At 54.6% G+C, this 16,557-nt stretch carries 17 protein-coding genes and 1 pseudogene; 12 read left to right on the top strand and 6 right to left on the bottom strand.

The window, feature by feature from the left end; genetic code table 11:
* The first annotated feature begins 6 nt into the window (after positions 1-6).
* The 8 genes and pseudogenes from corA (at position 7) to serS (ending at position 7,309) form a co-directional block, all read left to right on the top strand.
* Positions 7-1,065 carry a magnesium/cobalt transporter CorA gene (gene corA, locus DEALK_RS08165; protein ID WP_058439736.1) on the top strand — a complete coding sequence of 353 codons (1,059 nt, stop codon included), beginning with the start codon at positions 7-9 and terminating at the stop codon, positions 1,063-1,065.
* 2 nt (positions 1,066-1,067) lie between these two features.
* Positions 1,068-1,397: a tRNA-binding protein gene (locus DEALK_RS08170; RefSeq protein ID WP_083496468.1), complete on the top strand. Its 330-nt coding sequence runs from the start codon at positions 1,068-1,070 to the stop codon at positions 1,395-1,397.
* On the top strand, positions 1,394-2,086 hold the full coding sequence (locus tag DEALK_RS08175) for a DNA alkylation repair protein (RefSeq protein WP_083496423.1): 693 nt from the start codon (positions 1,394-1,396) through the stop codon (positions 2,084-2,086). The genes DEALK_RS08170 and DEALK_RS08175 overlap by 4 nt, the downstream gene beginning before the upstream one ends.
* On the top strand, positions 2,086-2,874 hold the full coding sequence (gene recO / locus DEALK_RS08180) for a DNA repair protein RecO (RefSeq protein WP_058439738.1): 789 nt from the start codon (positions 2,086-2,088) through the stop codon (positions 2,872-2,874). Before DEALK_RS08175 ends, recO begins: the two co-directional genes overlap by 1 nt.
* Before the next feature lie 112 nt (positions 2,875-2,986).
* Complete coding sequence (locus tag DEALK_RS08185; RefSeq protein ID WP_058439739.1) at positions 2,987-4,180, top strand: S1C family serine protease; 1,194 nt, start codon at positions 2,987-2,989, stop codon at positions 4,178-4,180.
* A 108-nt stretch (positions 4,181-4,288) separates the two neighbouring features.
* Positions 4,289-5,593, top strand: a pseudogene (gene lysS / locus DEALK_RS08190) (lysine--tRNA ligase); the annotation flags it as partial.
* A gap of 42 nt (positions 5,594-5,635) precedes the next feature.
* Positions 5,636-6,058 carry an amino acid--tRNA ligase-related protein gene (locus DEALK_RS10450; RefSeq protein ID WP_425479163.1) on the top strand — a complete coding sequence of 141 codons (423 nt, stop codon included), beginning with the start codon at positions 5,636-5,638 and terminating at the stop codon, positions 6,056-6,058.
* A gap of 3 nt (positions 6,059-6,061) precedes the next feature.
* A complete protein-coding gene (gene serS, locus DEALK_RS08195) occupies positions 6,062-7,309 on the top strand; it encodes a serine--tRNA ligase (protein WP_058439741.1) in 1,248 nt (415 codons plus the stop codon).
* 235 nt (positions 7,310-7,544) lie between these two features.
* Here the strand turns inward: serS and DEALK_RS08200 are convergent, their stop codons facing one another.
* The 4 genes from DEALK_RS08200 to rpsU form a co-directional block, all read right to left on the bottom strand.
* On the bottom strand, positions 7,545-8,564 hold the full coding sequence (locus DEALK_RS08200) for an NAD(P)/FAD-dependent oxidoreductase (RefSeq protein ID WP_222101656.1): 1,020 nt from the start codon (positions 8,562-8,564) through the stop codon (positions 7,545-7,547).
* 26 nt (positions 8,565-8,590) lie between these two features.
* On the bottom strand, positions 8,591-9,199 hold the full coding sequence (locus tag DEALK_RS08205) for a YkgJ family cysteine cluster protein (protein WP_222101657.1): 609 nt from the start codon (positions 9,197-9,199) through the stop codon (positions 8,591-8,593).
* A gap of 56 nt (positions 9,200-9,255) precedes the next feature.
* On the bottom strand, positions 9,256-10,272 hold the full coding sequence (gene aroF / locus DEALK_RS08210; protein WP_058439744.1) for a 3-deoxy-7-phosphoheptulonate synthase: 1,017 nt from the start codon (positions 10,270-10,272) through the stop codon (positions 9,256-9,258).
* A 125-nt stretch (positions 10,273-10,397) separates the two neighbouring features.
* A complete protein-coding gene (gene rpsU / locus DEALK_RS08215; RefSeq protein WP_058439745.1) occupies positions 10,398-10,601 on the bottom strand; it encodes a 30S ribosomal protein S21 in 204 nt (67 codons plus the stop codon).
* A 237-nt stretch (positions 10,602-10,838) separates the two neighbouring features.
* Between rpsU and DEALK_RS08220 the strand changes: the two genes are divergently transcribed.
* From DEALK_RS08220 to ccsB, 4 genes are all read left to right on the top strand, one after another.
* Complete coding sequence (locus DEALK_RS08220; RefSeq protein ID WP_058439746.1) at positions 10,839-12,095, top strand: M28 family metallopeptidase; 1,257 nt, start codon at positions 10,839-10,841, stop codon at positions 12,093-12,095.
* 32 nt (positions 12,096-12,127) lie between these two features.
* Positions 12,128-12,763, top strand: coding sequence for a DUF4389 domain-containing protein (locus tag DEALK_RS08225; RefSeq protein ID WP_058439747.1), 636 nt, complete (start codon positions 12,128-12,130; stop codon positions 12,761-12,763).
* A 160-nt stretch (positions 12,764-12,923) separates the two neighbouring features.
* Positions 12,924-14,333: a cytochrome c biogenesis ResB family protein gene (locus DEALK_RS08230; RefSeq protein ID WP_058439748.1), complete on the top strand. Its 1,410-nt coding sequence runs from the start codon at positions 12,924-12,926 to the stop codon at positions 14,331-14,333.
* Positions 14,333-15,175, top strand: coding sequence for a c-type cytochrome biogenesis protein CcsB (ccsB, locus tag DEALK_RS08235; RefSeq protein WP_058439749.1), 843 nt, complete (start codon positions 14,333-14,335; stop codon positions 15,173-15,175). The genes DEALK_RS08230 and ccsB overlap by 1 nt, the downstream gene beginning before the upstream one ends.
* 35 nt (positions 15,176-15,210) lie before the next feature.
* Here ccsB and DEALK_RS08240 read toward each other — a convergent pair whose 3' ends face one another.
* The gene (locus DEALK_RS08240) at positions 15,211-15,627 is read right to left on the bottom strand and encodes a CoA-binding protein (protein WP_058439750.1); all 417 of its coding nucleotides are present in this window, start codon (positions 15,625-15,627) and stop codon (positions 15,211-15,213) included.
* A gap of 57 nt (positions 15,628-15,684) precedes the next feature.
* The gene (locus DEALK_RS08245; RefSeq protein WP_058439751.1) at positions 15,685-16,557 is read right to left on the bottom strand and encodes a thiamine pyrophosphate-dependent enzyme; all 873 of its coding nucleotides are present in this window, start codon (positions 16,555-16,557) and stop codon (positions 15,685-15,687) included.

Genomic DNA, 16,557 nt, shown 5'->3' on the forward strand with positions numbered 1-16,557 from the left:
TCCAAGATGACCGGAACCCAAAAACGGTCGCTCAAGGCCGGCCTTGAGCCCGGGACGCTGATCCACATCGGCGAGCGGCGGGCGGAGAAGACCCGGCTCAGGCTGATTGACTACAATCAGAACCAGCTTTTTGAGCGCGAACTGGAATCAGTCGAGGAAGCCTTCCCTTTCCGGGATACCGCCTCTGTCACCTGGATCAACATCGACGGACTGCACGACACCTCTCTCATAAACCAGCTCGGCGGCCATTTCGGCCTTCACCCGCTGGTGCTGGAAGACATCGTCAACACCGAGCAGCGGCCCAAGATTGAGGACTTCGAGAGCTACCTTTTCATCGTCCTCAAGATGCTTTACCGGGACGAGGACGGAGAGATCGTAGCGGAGCAAGTCAGCCTGGTGCTGGGTCGGAACTACGTATTGTCCTTCCAGGAGGGCGGCGGCGATGCCTTCAATCCGGTGCGGGAAAGGCTGCGGCAGAACAAAGGCACGCTGCGCAAGCAAGGCGCCGACGCTCTGCTTTACGCTCTTGTCGACGCTATCGTCGACAACTACTTCGGTGTTCTGGAAAACTTTGGTGAGGTGTCGGAGAGGATCGAGGAAAACCTGATCGAGGAACAGACATCGGAGCTCCTGGGCGCGATCAAGCGCCTTAAAAGCGAACTGTTATTTTTACGCCGCTCAGCCTGGCCTTTGAGAGAAATGGTCTCCGGTTTGCAACACAGCGAATCCGGCCTCATCTCACCTAATACCCGGCTCTACCTTCGGGATGTCCACGACCATGCTGTGCAGGTCATGGACTCGGTGGAAAACCAGCGCGAGGTGCTCTCCGATATGGTAGATATCTACCTTTCCAACGCCTCCAACCGGATGAACGCTGTCATGAAGGTGCTGACAATTATTTCAACCATCTTTATCCCGCTAACTTTTATTGCCGGGATCTACGGAATGAACTTCGATAACATGCCGGAGTTACGCTGGCGCTGGGGTTATTTCGGCATCCTCGGTGTTATGGCTTTCCTTGGTCTGGCAATGGTCGCTTACTTCAAGCGCAAAAAGTGGTTTTAGTGATTATCGATTACACCGATTTCGAACGTGTCGACATCCGCGCCGGGCGAGTAATTGCCGCCGAGCCGTTCCCAGAAGCCCGCAAACCAGCGTACCGGCTTCATCTGGACTTTGGAGAGCTTGGTGTGAAGCAGTCCAGCGCCCAGATCACCCGGCGTTACGCCTGTGAAGAACTTGTCGGCCGGACATTGCTGGCGGTGGTCAATTTCCCGCCCAGGCGGATCGCCGGCTTTGTTTCCGAGGTGCTGGTGCTGGGCGTCGTTAGCGGAGATGGTGACGTTGTCTTAGTCGCGCCGGATTTCGACGTAGCGCCCGGAGCGCGCCTGCTGTGAGTCTTGCCGACGACATTATCGTCCATCTGAGATCGATGGCCAATCCGGCAAACGCGGCCGGAATGGCCCGTTACGGCATTAAGTCAGACAACACCCTGGGTGTATCCATGCCGGTGCTGCGTACGATGGCTAAGTCATACCGCCGAAACCACGAACTGGCTCTGGCGTTATGGGACTCCGGCATACACGAAGCCCGTATTCTAGCCAGCCTGGTCGACGATCCTAAAAAGGTCACGCCTGAGCAGATGGATCGTTGGACGGCAAGTTTCGACTCCTGGGATATCTGTGACCAGGTAGTGTCTAACCTTTGGGAGACGACGCCCTATGCGTTCGAGAAGGCTGTCGAATGGGTCCGCCGGGAAGAGGAGTTCGTCAAGCGCGCCGGATTCGTGCTGATGGCTCGGCTGGTGGTTGGTGCCAGGAACATCCCTGAAGGTGCCCGGATCGAAGTTTTCTTTGCCGAGATCGAACACGGCGCAGCCGACAGTCGTAACTACGTCAAGAAAGCGGTTAATTGGGCGCTGCGTCAGATAGGCAAACGGTCTTTTGAGTTAAACCGCCGAGCTATCGCGGTGGCCGAAAAGATCTCCAGGTCCCATAATCCCGCCGCCCGTTGGGTGGCATCCGATGCGCTGCGCGAACTCAGAAGCCCGGCCGTCCAAGCCAGGCTTCAGGCGAGGATTCGCTAATGAGCGCGCCGCATGAACTGAAAACCCCGGCTGTGGTTATCCGCCGGGCGCGGCTGAAAGAGGCAGATCGGGTGATCACCTTCTTCACTCGTGAGTTTGGCAAGGTTTCGGCGGTGGCAATAGGGGTCCGCAAGGGTAAAAGCAAACTGGCCGGGCACCTGGAAATTTTGACTTATACTGATCTCACTTTAGCCAGCGGTAAGAACCTGGACACGATAATCGGCAGCCAAACGTTATCGCCGTACCTCGGGATCAGAAACTCGCTCGAGCGAACGGCTTACGGACTGTATTTTGCTGAACTGGTCAGCCACTTCGCGCCGGAAGGGCAGGCCAACCAGGCTCTTTTTGCGCTGTTGGTCGAAACATTGGAAAATTTGAATTCAACCTCCAGCCCGGAGCCTTTGAGCCTTTATTTTGAATTGCACCTGTTGAAAACACTGGGATACCAGCCGGAACTCCGGCGCTGCGTCGGTTGTCGGTCAGAACTCAAAGAAACTACGAATTTCTTCGCGCCGGCCTCGGGCGGAATATTATGCCCTGACTGCGCGGTGGCCGCGCCGGCGTCTTATGCAGTATCGGTCAGCGGGTTGAAAGTGATGCGCTTTTTCCTGGAAAACCGCTACGAATCGGCTGCCAGACTCAGAATCGAACGGGCATTGAATATTGAAGTAACCGCAGTCACCCGCGCCTATATCCAGCATCTGTTGGAAAAAAGTTGCTTGAAAAGCGCCTCCTGGCTGGAACAAATCCGTTCTATTAGCCATCCAGCAAACCTTTCGGGAAAATGATACCCTGCCCGGCCATTCCGGTAAAAATAATACCCGATGGTACTCTTTTTTTTATGTAATCATGGTGCTATGATTCTTTTCATGCCTAAGGTGGCTTAAAGGAGGCCAGCCAGTGGAAAAGAAACAGGGTTTATCCACCATCATTCTGTCTGTCGCGGTGGTGATCGCTATTATCCTGGGCTCATTTTCAATAATTCAGGGCAATCAACACTCAGAAGATGCCCAGGCACAAATATCCAGTTTGTCGTCAGAGATCACCAGCCTTGAAAATACAATTACGGGACTCAACGGGCAAGTCACTGCTTTAAGCGCCCAGCTTTCGGCGCAATTCTCAAGCTTGAACCAGCAAGTCTCAGGTTTGATCCAGGCGTCAACCGCCGTTCCTAACGCCATCGCCAAAATCCTTCCCAGCGTCGTGTTCATCGAAGTCGCCTTCGGCAATCCCAGCGGCACCGGGGGGATTGGCTCTGGTTCAGGAATCATCATGGACAAGGCGGGATATATATTAACCAACAAACACGTGGTTAACGGGGCTTTCGCCGCCAGAGTCATTACCAGCGATCGGCGCATTTACGAGGTGGATGAGATCTGGGAGGATGACATCACTGACCTGGCAGTAGTGAAGGTCACCGCCCAAAACCTGACGCCCGCTGTCTTCGGAGATCCCGCCGGGATGAAAGTCGGCGATACGGTTATTGCTATAGGTTACCCGTTGGGGATGTCGCCCGCCGAAGGCGGCGCCAACGCCACCGCCGGGATCCTGTCCAACCTGAGCCGGTTTTTCTGGATCGACAACACACCGTATTATGACCTTATGGAGTTTGATGCCGCCATCAATCCGGGCAATTCGGGCGGCGCTTTGATCAACCTTAAAGGCGAACTTGTCGGCATCAACAGCGCCGGCCTGGATACCGCTCAAGGCATTAATTATGCCATCAACGTCGCAACCGCCAAACATGTATACAACGATCTGGTTCAAGGTGAGATTGGTCATCACCCGTACCTGGGGATAATGATTGATGACAATATCCAGGTGATTCCCGGTGAACCTTTCGCTGCCGCGTTGGTCGGTGCGGAGATTCTCGATCTGGATCTTCTAGGTCCAGCGGCTAAGTCAGGCTTGAGGCCGTTTGATGTGATTATCAAATTCAACGGGCAGACTGTTTCCTCTGCCTCAGACGTCATCCGTTTTCTCTGGCGGCTGGACGTGAACGAAAGAGTCACAATTGTGGTAAAAAGAGGAACAGGGGAGCTCACTTTTGAGTTCAACGCTCCTAAGAGGCCTTTTAGTTCCAGGTTCATTTAATTGGCACAAGACAGCAGGTGAATAAAGACAGAAAGCCTGGATTCGTGCTTCCTGCTTTGCCACAGCCGGGGTCATCACCTATAATTACCTCACGATAAGAGGTAACTGATGACTTCACGACTTGACTCTATTACTAGGGAACGCCTTGACAAGCTGTCCCGCCTTAAACAATTGGGCATCGAGGCTTACCCCAACACTTTCCGCCGCAGCCATTCCTGTCTGGAAGCCGTAAAAATCCTCGAGGCTTCAGAAAAAGCCGGATCTGATGCCCCGGAGGTGACCGTGGCCGGCCGCCTGGTGTCCCGCCGCGGCATGGGTAAGATAAATTTCCTGGATATCCGCGACGGTTCCGGTAAGATCCAAATCTTATGCGGCAAGGATCACGTCAAAGAAGGCTGGGACATACTTGCCGCTCTTGACATCGGTGATTTCATCGGAGTTACCGGTAAACTGCTGCGAACCCGGTCCGGTGAACCTACTGTTGGCGCCGTTAAACTGACCCTGCTTACCAAATCGTTACAACCGCTGCCTGAAAAATGGCACGGCCTGCAAGACACTGAGACCCGTTACCGCCAGCGCTACCTTGACCTCATCTCCAATCCAGATGTTCGGGAGACATTCCGCGCGCGCGCCCTAATCATCTCCGGTATCCGCCGCTATCTTGACAGCCATAACTTCCTCGAGGTCGAGACGCCGGTGCTCCAGCCTGCCGCTGGCGGCGCCGCGGCCCGCCCGTTCATCACCCACCATAACGCTCTCGACCGCGATTTCTACCTCCGAATCGCCCTTGAACTGCATCTTAAGCGCCTCATCGTCGGCGGCTTCGACGGCGTCTACGAGATCGGCCGTATTTTCCGTAATGAGGGCATCTCCTTCAAGCACAACCCGGAATTCACGATGCTGGAATGCTACCAGGCTTACGCAGACTACCGGGACGTCATGCAGACAGTTGAGAACATGGTCTCCGGCATCGTAAAAGATATCACGGGCGGCTATACCGTCAAGTTCGGCGAAAACACCCTCGACTTTAATCCGCCCTGGCCGAGGATTGATTTCCGCAGCGAACTGCTCAAGCGTTCGGGCGTCGACTTCCTGGCTTACGACGGCATTGAGCCACTGCGGCAAAAGATGCGTGAACTCGGCATCGCAGTTGACCCCAAGAAGGACAAGGGCAAGCTGCTCGATGAATTGCTATCTACTTTTGTCGAGCCGAACCTGACCCAACCGTGTTTCCTCGTTGATTATCCTATTGAGATGTCGCCGTTGGCTAAGACCAGGCCTGACGAGCCAAGGGTCGTCGAGCGCTTCGAGGCCTTCGCCGCTGGCATGGAGATCGCCAATGCCTTCTCCGAACTCAACGACCCACTGGAACAGGAACGGCGTTTCAAACTCCAAATACTCTACCGCAACACCCAAGCCCAGCTTGCGCTCCTGACCGCCGAGCTTATCGAAGAGATGCAAAACCAGGTGACCGGGTTGACCCACATCGACCCGGTAAAGGTAGCCGGCTTGGCTGCCCGCGCCGGCGCCCTGGGCACCGAAATCGAGACCCAGGCGACAGACAATCCATCTCTCAAGAAAATGATGAGCACCTTCCGAGAGCATATCCACGAGATCGAGCACAAGTCCGGATCACTGAGCGAAAAAAACGTTGCCGCCTTCGCTGAAAACCTGGCCGCAGACATGGACGAGATCCGCCGGGGCCGCGGCGACGAGGAGGAAGAAACCATCGACGAGGACTTCATCACCGCTCTTGAATATGGAATGCCGCCTACCGGCGGCCTGGGCATCGGCATCGATCGGCTTACCATGGTCATCACCAATAACCAGAGCATCCGCGAGGTCATTTTCTTCCCGGCTCTCAAAGACAAGGAGTAATCCATGATTGACCTTAAACTCATCCGCGACAATCCAGACCTGGTGCGCCGCGCCGTCGACAGCCGCCAGTCGAAGGCTCCTGTCGATGAGATTTTAGAGACCGACAAGCTGCGCCGGGAGAAGACGGCCGAACTTGACGAGTTGCGGCGCCAGCGTAAGGAGCAGTCCAAGCAGCGGCCACCGGACCCCGAAGCCGGCCGCGCCCTCCGGGAAAAGATCTCCGAATTGGAAGAGGTTTTAAGGACACTTGACGAACAGCTCCAGAGTTACCTCCTTCAGGTGCCCAACATCCCTCAAGCCAGCACGCCGTTAGGCACCAGCGAGGACGACAATATCGTACTGCGTCACTGCGGCAACATCCGGGAATTCGACTTCGAGGTCAAGCCCCATTGGGAACTGGGTGAAAGCCTGGGCATGATTGACTTCGACCGCGGCGTGAAACTTTCCGGCACCCGCTTCTATGTCCTCAAAGAACTCGGTGCCAGGCTGCAGCGGTCGCTCATTTCTCTCTTCCTGGACCTGCACACCCGGAAACACGGCTATAAGGAAATGTACCTGCCTTTCCTGGTAAAAAAGGAGGTATTATACGGCTCCGGCAACTTACCGAAGTTCGCCGACAATCTTTACCGTGACGCCGTAGACGATCTATGGCTGGTACCCACCGCCGAGGTGCCGCTGACCGGCCTGCACAGCGGGGAAATTTTGTCTAACGACCAGCTGCCTATCAACTACTGCGCCTATACCGCCTGCTTCCGGCGAGAAAAGATGAGCGCCGGCAAGGATACCCGCGGTATCAAGCGCGGGCACCAGTTTGATAAAGTGGAGCTCTACAAGTTCACCGAGCCCGAGAAGTCCAACGAGGAATTGGAAAAACTGTTAGACGACGCCGAGGACATCGCCCGGACGCTGGGTCTCCCCTACCGTATCAAGCAGCTTTGCACTGCCGACATCGGCTTTGCCTCATCCAGAAGCTACGACATTGAAATCTGGGCGCCGGGCATCAAAGAATGGCTGGAGGTATCATCCTGCTCCAACTGCTGGGACTTCCAGGCGCGGCGGGCTAACATCCGATATCGCCGGGCATCAGATGGCAAGGTGGACTATGTCCACACCTTGAATGGCTCCGGCCTGGCGTTGCCGCGGGTTCTTATCGCTGTCATGGAAAATTACCAGCAGGCCGACGGATCAATCATTATCCCCGAGGTGCTGCAATCGTATATGGGTGTCGATGTAATTCAGCAGCCCGGATAAACTTGAGGAGCCCCTTTCTGGATCTCCTCAAATACACGATCCCTATTTTACTTTCTTTTCCAGTTCATCAACCTTCTTTTTCATCTGCCAATCGATGAAAGAATGAACCACAGCCCATCCCACCAGGAAGACCACGACCCATTGCTCCCAAGAATCCATTTTTTACCTCCGAATTAATCGTTAGAAGGATTATAGGAGCGCCGTAAAACCCTGTCAAAGGATTCACGTTTCACCTCTACTGGGGGCTCTTGTCTTTTCCGGCTCGGTTATCGAGAAAGTCCTTCGCACCTTGAACGGCGAGCGCCATCAGTTCGAACAGATTCGGCTGCAGCCCAATGGTTTCCAGCGCTTGCTTCGGAAGAAAAATGTCTGATGACGACAGCAGATTGCCTGCCATCAGATGATTCAGTGCCGCAGCCTCTTTCATCATATAGCCGTATTTCTTTAAAACGGCTTTTGAGTAGTCATCCTCTGAGTCCCAGTTTTCGACCAACAGCTTAGCGGAGGTCATCGCCGGTATGATTCCAGCCGCAGTTACCGGGTCCACCAGGCCGATGGCCTCGCCAATTCCCCAAATTCTGCCTTGAACGAAGGGGTAAGCCGGCCCGTGACAACGTATTTCCCCCCGGCAACTGCAGACAGCGCGATCTTGAGCTATCCCCCCGGTGATGCATTTGAGTGCTTGCCTGGCAGCATCAAACCCGAATGGAGATAGCGACCCCGCATGAACTTCGCCGCTTCCGGCCGGAAACAACCATGAGTATCCGCCATGGGGATTCAGTACTGCGGTCGGTGTTTGAGGAGTTTTGGCCTTGAGTCTTATCTGGACGGCATAGACAACCGGGCACAACTCCACTGCGGGCAGGAAGGCGCGCTTGTATCCGGTGGCATCGATGACCCTGTCGAAATCACCGGGATTCATTGTTTCGGGCTCATGGAACGGGACACTGCCTGTCAAATCGCGGATAAAAGCTGGTTTATCGATGATCGCCAGATCCGCTTTGAGCCGTCGTCCGTTCACCAGAACATGGTGATACTTCCCGAGGAAGTATTTGTCAGCAGTCAAACCGACCCCACCGCAGAGCGCTTCAAATAATGGCCGGGACAGCCCCCAGGCGCAGCCCTTCAACCCGCATGCATTCGCTGAAGGCCAGTCAAAAAGTGTGACCTGGCTTTGCGGCCGCCGCTGCCTCAGTAACCGTAAAAGGTAGCTCCCGCCGCTGCCGCAACCCATAATAGCTATCCGTTCAGTCACAGAATTAGCCAGATTCTCATCGATCATCATGGTGCCGGCGACGAAGAGTCGCCCCTGGCTAATGCAAGAGTTCCGAGAACCTTGAAGACCATCACGCCTACCGAGTAGTGGCAGTCAGCAGCGGCTACCAGCGTATGTTTATGTTCAAGGTTTTCAGCCAGCGGCCAGTCGCGACAGGTACGAGGCCGGATGCTGTAGATTGAGCAGCGACCGGTGCGTTGATTCCACCAGCGGCAGGGGTTCGCTTGTTTCATGAACCATTGGCCAGCCCGAAGATCAAAAAGGTCTTCTTTCTTCAGTTTAAGTTTCCGGCTGATCCGATCAACGTCATCCGGGAAAACATGGATGCTCTTGGTCTGCGCGCAACACCAGCCGCATCCGAGACAGGCTGAAGCCAGGCGCTTCATTAACCCGTGAGATTCTACGCCGACAATGTCGACGATCGAGATGACGCGCCGGAGTTCATGGTCCGGAATATCGCCTACAACCGCATTATGTCGCGTCCGAAGCACTTCAAGAATCTGCGAGATATAAAAATCATAGCTCAGCCCCGTGCTGCGGCTCTTTATCCCTGCGAGCCGTTCCATAGCTTCGAGATCATCGGGCTTAAATACCTTCGATAAAAGTTCGATCATGGCTATTTGTTTTTCATATTCAACCGCGGAAACCGGACACATTGGAATCGCTTGATTTAAATCTCCCTGCCTACCGCTGCGGCAACCGCCCGCAGTTCCTCCATGAGGCGGCTGAAATCAGAAGGCGTCAAGGACTGCAATCCGTCTACTAACGCCTCCTTGGGGTTTGGGTGCACTTCTATCAACAAACCGTCGGCTCCAGCCGCCACCGCCGCCTTTGCCATCGCCGGCACCAGGGCATAGTGGCCAGCGGCATGGCTTGGATCTACAACGACGGGCAAGTGACTGAAGCGTTTGATAACTGGGATTGCGGAAATATCCAGGGAAAAACGAGTGCTGGTCTCATAAGTGCGGATGCCGCGTTCGCACAGAATGACCTGATCGTTGCCGCCGGCCAGCAGATAGTCCGCCGCCGTCAACCACTCATCAATGGTGGATGACAATCCGCGCTTGAGAAGCACCGGCTTTTTTTGCCTGCCGACAGCGGTAAGCAAGGCATAATTCTGCATATTTCTGGCACCGATCTGCAAGATATCGACGCTTTCAGAAATATTCTCAACATCCCGCGGATCGACTACCTCGGAGATCACCGGCATACCGAATTCGGTCTTAGCCTTGGCCAGCAGCTCCAGACCGGTCTTTTCCAGCCCCTGGAAACTGAAAGGCGAAGTCCGAGGCTTATAGGCGCCGCCGCGCAACACGGTTGCTCCGGCTTTCTTGACGATTCTGGCGGCCTCAAAAAGCTGGGCTTCGCTTTCGACGGCGCAAGGGCCAGCCATCACCACCAGCTTCCGACCGCCGATCTCGACGTTTGCGGATTTGACCACTGTCGGAAAAGGCTTGAATTCCCGGGCGGCCAATTTGTAAGGCTTCATAATCCGGGTGACTGACTCAACCTCAGGCAGAACGGCAAATAGGTCCGGCGACAATTGACCGGTATTACTGCCGAGAAGGGCAACCACTGTTTTATCGGTGCCAAGATTGAGTTGTACGCCTAACCCCAGCGATTTCGCCCTGGCTACAACCCCGTCAACCGATTCCCGGGCAGCGCCTTTCCTCATTTCGACAATCATTTCATTCTCCCGTTAGCGACCTATTTCGGCCTTGAAAAGCAAAAGGCCCCCGGCGATGGATGCTTCCGGAGGCCTTAATTCGATAAAGTATGTACGGCTCATTTTCGAGCCGGCAACCCGTAATGCTAGCGGCGGGTGGTGACGCGCCGGGCAGCCTTTATGGCCGCGCGGCGGGTTGCGGTTTCTTTCCGCTTGCGGCGGGTCAGCGGCTTTTCAAAACGGGAGCGGCGGCGGGCTTCGCGGATGACACCATCAAGCTGCACTTTGCGGTTAAAGCGCTTGAGCATCCCTTCGAAGCTTTCATTATACTCGGGTCTAACTTCTGTCAAGAAAATCACCCCTTCCCGTCTGGAATAACAGATGCGCGATTAGCTATTGTGGGCTATAGGAGATTTTGTGTCAAGTCCGTTTAACCGAGCCGCCGCAGCGAGATTCACACTTGCGTCGGAAATGAAAAAGTGTGACAACCTGCCCTTTCGGCCAGTACTAATCTCAACTCTTGGCTGTTAACTTATCACCTGGCCGATGTTATAGTCATGTGGATAAACAGGGAAAGAAGGATCCGGATGATCACAAGGTTCCCCGCGGACCTGGCGCGGTCTTATCTTGAGGCACTTTGCGCTGTGAAACCCAATCGCCGCACCGGGTCTCCCGGGAACAAGTCAGCCACCGACTTTGTAGCCTCCCTTTTCAAACAATGGGGATATGAAATAGATACTACGCCATTTGATTGCCTGGACTACGAAAGTGGGGCAGCGACGCTTACAAACGCTACCTCCTTTTTCCCGGTGACGATCAGCCCATTTTCTCCCGGCATCAACGTCATCGCGCCACTTGCCGTCGTTTCGACAGTGAAGGAACTGGCCGCGTGCGATTGTACCGGCAGACTGGTGCTCCTTAAAGGCGAGATCGCCGCCGAGCCCCTGATGCCTAAAAACTTCGCTTTTTACAATCCTGAGCAGCATCAGCAGATCTATGCCCTGCTCGAAGCTAAGCAACCGGCTGCAATCATCACCACTACAACCGGTTCCCTATCCACCGCTGGCGCCGTTTATCCATTCCCGATGATAGAGGATGGCGATTTTGATATCCCGTCAGTCTACTGTACCGAACCGATCGGCAATGCCATCGCCGCTTCAGGATCGCCGCTGCGTCTGGTCGTCGAAGCGCGGCGCATACCGGCGCAGGCTGCTAACGTCGTTGCCCGCAAGAACTCCCGCGCAGCCGGCAAAATAACCGTCTGCGCCCATCTCGACGCTAAAGAAGGAACTCCCGGAGCTTTGGATAATGCTTCGGGTATCGCCGTCATCCTGCTCCTCGGCGAGATGCTGGCGGATTATGAGGGAGGTTTCGGTATTGAATTTGTCGCCGTCAACGGTGAAGATTATTACTCCGCCGGGGGTGAGATGGACTATCTGCGCAGGTACGGCGATTCGATCCAAGAGGTCGCCCTAGCCGTAAATATCGACGGCGCCGGTTATCGACAGGGTAAAACAGCGTTTTCAGCCTATGGTCTTCCTCCTGATTTAGAAACAGAGGTCAGGTTGATCTTCAAACGGTTTGACGGGTTGATCGAAGGCCCGCCATGGTACCAGGGCGATCATATGATCTTCGTTCAGGCCGGACGGCCCGCGCTGGCCTTTACCTCGGAAAAAGCTACGGACCTGCTGTCGACAGTTACCCACTCCGCTGCCGACACACCGGATGAAGTGGATTGTTGTAAACTTGTCGAGATCGCCCAGTCGCTGGGAAGCCTGATCAGGCACTTATCGACGCGGCCGGAGACAATTAATTGTATTGAAATATCAGAAGTCCAGGAATAGACTATATTCGGATAGTTTAGGAGGTCAATACCATGGTCGAAAACCTAGCACAGTACCCTGCCAGCCTGCGCATCGATTATCCGGACAAACCCAGAGACAAGGCGAGTGTGGCTTTCCGTATCTTTATGGCGATACCCATCGCGATCATTCTGAGTATGATCAGCGGCGGGGTTAACCAGTACACAGTCGATAAAATCACTTATTCCTGGGGCGGTACCGGGGGTATCGTAGTCCTGGCCGTTGCCGCCATGGTCCTTTTCCGGCAGAAATACCCCAGGTGGTGGTATGACTGGAACCTGGCATTAACCCGGTTCAGTACCCGTGTGGGTGCTTATTTCGCGTTGCTGCGCGATGAATACCCCTCAACCGATGAAGAACAATCGGTTCACCTGGAGGTTGCTTACCCGGATGCGAAGAAAGACCTTGTTCGCTGGATGCCGTTGGTCAAATGGTTTCTGGCAATCCCGCATTACGTGGTGCTGGCCTTCCTCAGCATAGCCGCGGTTGTTTGTACCATCATCGCCTGGTTTGCCATCCTTTTTACGGGCAAGCACCCGAGGGGATTATTTGATTTCGTCGTAGGTGTCATGCGCTGGGGAGTTCGGGTGTCAGCCTATGCCGTGTTGCTCACCACCGACCGTTACCCTCCATTCAGTTTAGATTCGTAGAGACATCAGGAATCAGACGCGAGGGCGATGGTGAACATCGCCCTCGCGTCATGTTGCCGTGTTGTTAATCGTCGGAGGTTGACCTAATCCCAGCAATCAGTCACTATTAATAGGGTTAACCGTTTTTTAAGACATCGGTCCAGTTAATCAGGAAGGGCGAATGATTTTGAACGTAGTCCTGCGGTTTTTCAGTTCGGTCAGGGTCGCTCTATGGATCATTCTGCTCCTGGCAATCGTCAGCCTGTCCGGAACGCTATTACGTCAAATGCCCCCGGTAGTGGCGGCAGATCCGGAGTTGGTACAGTTATGGCTGGAACAGGTTGCCCGTCCTGCATACGGCGGTCTAACCGGTGTCTTCGATGTCCTAGGGTTATTCGATGTGTTCCATTCCCCGCTGTTCATCATTCTTGGCAGTCTGCTTATTGTCAGTATCACTGTATGCTCCCTGAAAAGGTGGCCCAGCCTGATCAAGATTTCCCGAGGCGTAGACAATGGAGACGCTCTCCGTTTGCTGGATAAAGGTCACGCCACCAGGGCTACCAGCCGCCTTTCAGCCGGAGACGGCGTTGCCGCCATTGAGCAGTTTTTCACCAAGAGAAACTATCGGCTGCGGCGCCAGTCAACCGGTGAGGTGGAACTGTTCCTGGCGGACAAAAACCGATTCGCCCCTTGGGGAACCTACGCCATCCATTTGAGCCTGATACTTTTGATTGCGGGTTATCTTGTCGGAAGTTATTCGGGATACTCCAACAATTCTTTCATCGTTGCCGAAGGAGAGACCCGGGACATCGGCGCCCCGTACGGCATCTCCGTTCACCTTGAATCCTTCGAGGATGAATACTACGCAACTGGAGCGCCCAAGGATTACAGGGCTCAGGTCCAGCTGCTGTCCGCTGGAGCTGTGATTAAGGAAGGATTGATCCGTGTCAATTATCCCATGGAATACGGCGGCCTCCGGATATACCAGTCATTCTTCGGGTCAGCGGTAAGGATCAAGGTCGCCAATTCTTCGTCGGGCGCTGAGGTTTTCAACGGCTCCATCGCATTGGCTGACGGCTTCACTGCGGAGGGGTATCAACGGTTTTCAGGTACCCTCGACCTCAATGCTCAAAACCTGTTTGTTTACCTGATTGCCCCCGCCGCCGGCGTCGACCCGGTGATTCCGGCTGACAGCATCCGCCTCGAGTTCTACGATGGGGAACAACCGGAAGGTCAGTTTATCGATTTTATAAATATCCCGATCGGCCAGAATTCTGAATTCCAGGGACTGGTTTTCTCCCCCGAAGAGATGACCCAGTTTTCGGGGTTCCAACTGCGGGAGGACCCAGGGTTAGGGCTGGTCTGGGCATCACTCGCCCTATTCATGCTCGGTCTGACCTCGGTATTCTATTTCCCCCACCGCCAGATAATTGTTTCCATACGGCCCGACACCAAGGGCAGCAAGATTAGTTTTACAACCCTGGGCAAGAAAAACCAGGCTGCCATCGAAGAAATGGAAGCCTTTGGCAGCGCTGTCGCGGCCACTGGGCAGATAGCACCGAAAAAACCAGGAAAGGAAAACATGAACTAATGCAGGCGATCTTCTTCTGGGGCAGTTTAGTGGCACTTAGTCTGATCTTCTTTTTACTGGTCGCCTATTTTCTAACCCTGCGCAGCAATAAGGGGATGGAAGCCGGCGTCACGCTGCGGCAAACGATGATGGGAATGCTGGTGCTTTCCTTCATCCTCCTGAGCGGCTTAATCATCACAAGGTGGATAGACACCGGGCACGGGCCATTTACCAGCATGTGGGAATTTGCCGTAGCTTTTGCCTGGGGAATTATAGGCCTTGGGCTGTTATACTGGATGCGCTATCGTCTGATGCTGGTCACCGGCGCGTCCGCGGTTGTTGCCCTCGCGCTAATCGGCTTTGGAGCCTACCTATTTGCCACCGGCGAGTTTGACCCATCAGCCCCTTCTGACCTGGTGCCGGCACTGCAGCAAAGCTTCCTTTTATCAACCCATGTGGCGGCTGCGGCCCTGTCCTACGGCGCTTTTGCTATCGGCTTTGTGGCTTCAATCATGTTCCTGTCCCAACGGAAACAGGCTAAACCCTGGATGCCGGCGCCTGAGACACTGGACCGCCTCAGTTATCATACGGTCATCGTCGGATTTCCCCTGCTTACCCTGGTTATCATTCTCGGCGCCATCTGGGCAGAGTATTCCTGGGGCCGCTATTGGTCATGGGATCCTAAAGAAACGGCGGCGCTGGTCACCTGGTTTTTTTACGCCGCCTACCTGCACACACGCGTGATCAAGGGCTGGCAGGGTGCGCGTTCGGCGTGGTTACTGGTCATCGCTTTCCTGGCGGTGATCTTTACGTTTTTCGGAAATTACTTTTTTGAAGGCTTGCATGCCTTTGAAGTGGTATAGCCTGAAGTCCTGTTTGGAAGCCGAGAACAGCTTGATCAGTGTTTCAACCGATTAATGGTCGCGTGCACCTTGGCGATGCAACGGTCCATAACCACCGGCAATCCGGCTTGCCGCGCTCTGGCGGCAGCCTCTTCATTGACCACGCCCTCCTGCAGCCACAGAGCTCCAGCCCCGGCCTTGATGGCTTCTTCGATGGTCGGCATAACTTTATCCGGAGCGCGAAAGACGTTGACAATGTCGATCTTATCCGGTACTGAATTCAAGTCAGGGTAGCTTTTTCGTCCCAGAACAGATTCGACAGTTGGATTGATGGGGATCACCCGGTAACCGCTGGCTATCAGGTAGCCCATAACCGCATTGGAATGGCGTTGTGGATCCGGTGATGCCCCGACGACGGCGATCGTCCGGGATTTGGCCAACAGTTCCTTTTCTATCCGCGGTATTCTGGACACTTTGTGTTCCTTTGCCTAGTAAAAATCGGTTTATGATACCGCCTGCAAGCGCTGACCTCAAGTAAAATCATCAAATAACTGGCCAACGGATGATGGGTCGATGGGTTGTTTCACCAGGAGTTCATGCCCGCTGATACCGACGTAATCCTCGAAAACCGGGCGTTCGTGACGGTAAATGACGCCGATAGGGATCCGGTCACCCCATTCCGAAGCCTTTTCAAATGCCGCCGCCCGGTTGCCCGGGTCATATTTCCCATCCTGGTCAACTTTATAGATGCGCTCCCGGTACCATTGAAAGGTATTCTTTTTGTTGAAACTTATACAGGGCTGCAGGATTTCAATCAGCGCGAATCCTTCATGTTTTACCGCCTGGGCTATCAGACCCGCAAGGTGATCAATATCCCCGGCAAAGCCCCGGCCAACAAACGAACAATCACAAGCCACTGCAAGTGCCAGCGGTCTCAACGCGGTCCAGGCGCCATCCGGATTGAGCTTCGTGGTGAAACCCAAATCAGTCGTTGGCGAAGCTTGCCCTTTGGTCAACCCATACACCTGATTGTTGTGAACCAGGTAGGTCAGATTGGAGTTCCGGTTCATAGCGTGGATGAAGTGATTGCCGCCCTCCCCGTACCCGTCACCGTCACCGGAAATGGCAATAACAGCTAATCCGCGGTTCGCCAGCTTGGCCGCCGTTGCGGCAGGCAGCGGGCGGCCGTGAAGCCCATTCAAAACATTGGCCCTGGTATAATGCGGAAGTTTACCGGCTTGACCTATCCCGGACACCAGCAGCACCTGGTGGGGCGGCATCTCCAAATCAACCAGCGCTTTATCCAGCGAGCGTAAAATACCAAAATTGCCGCATCCGGGACACCAGGCGCTGTTAGACGCGGAGGCATAATCATCAAGCTCGACTCTTGGTCCCGTTTTCAC

The sequence above is a fragment of the Dehalogenimonas alkenigignens genome, from assembly GCF_001466665.1.
Taxonomy (GTDB): Bacteria; Chloroflexota; Dehalococcoidia; order Dehalococcoidales; family Dehalococcoidaceae; genus Dehalogenimonas; species Dehalogenimonas alkenigignens.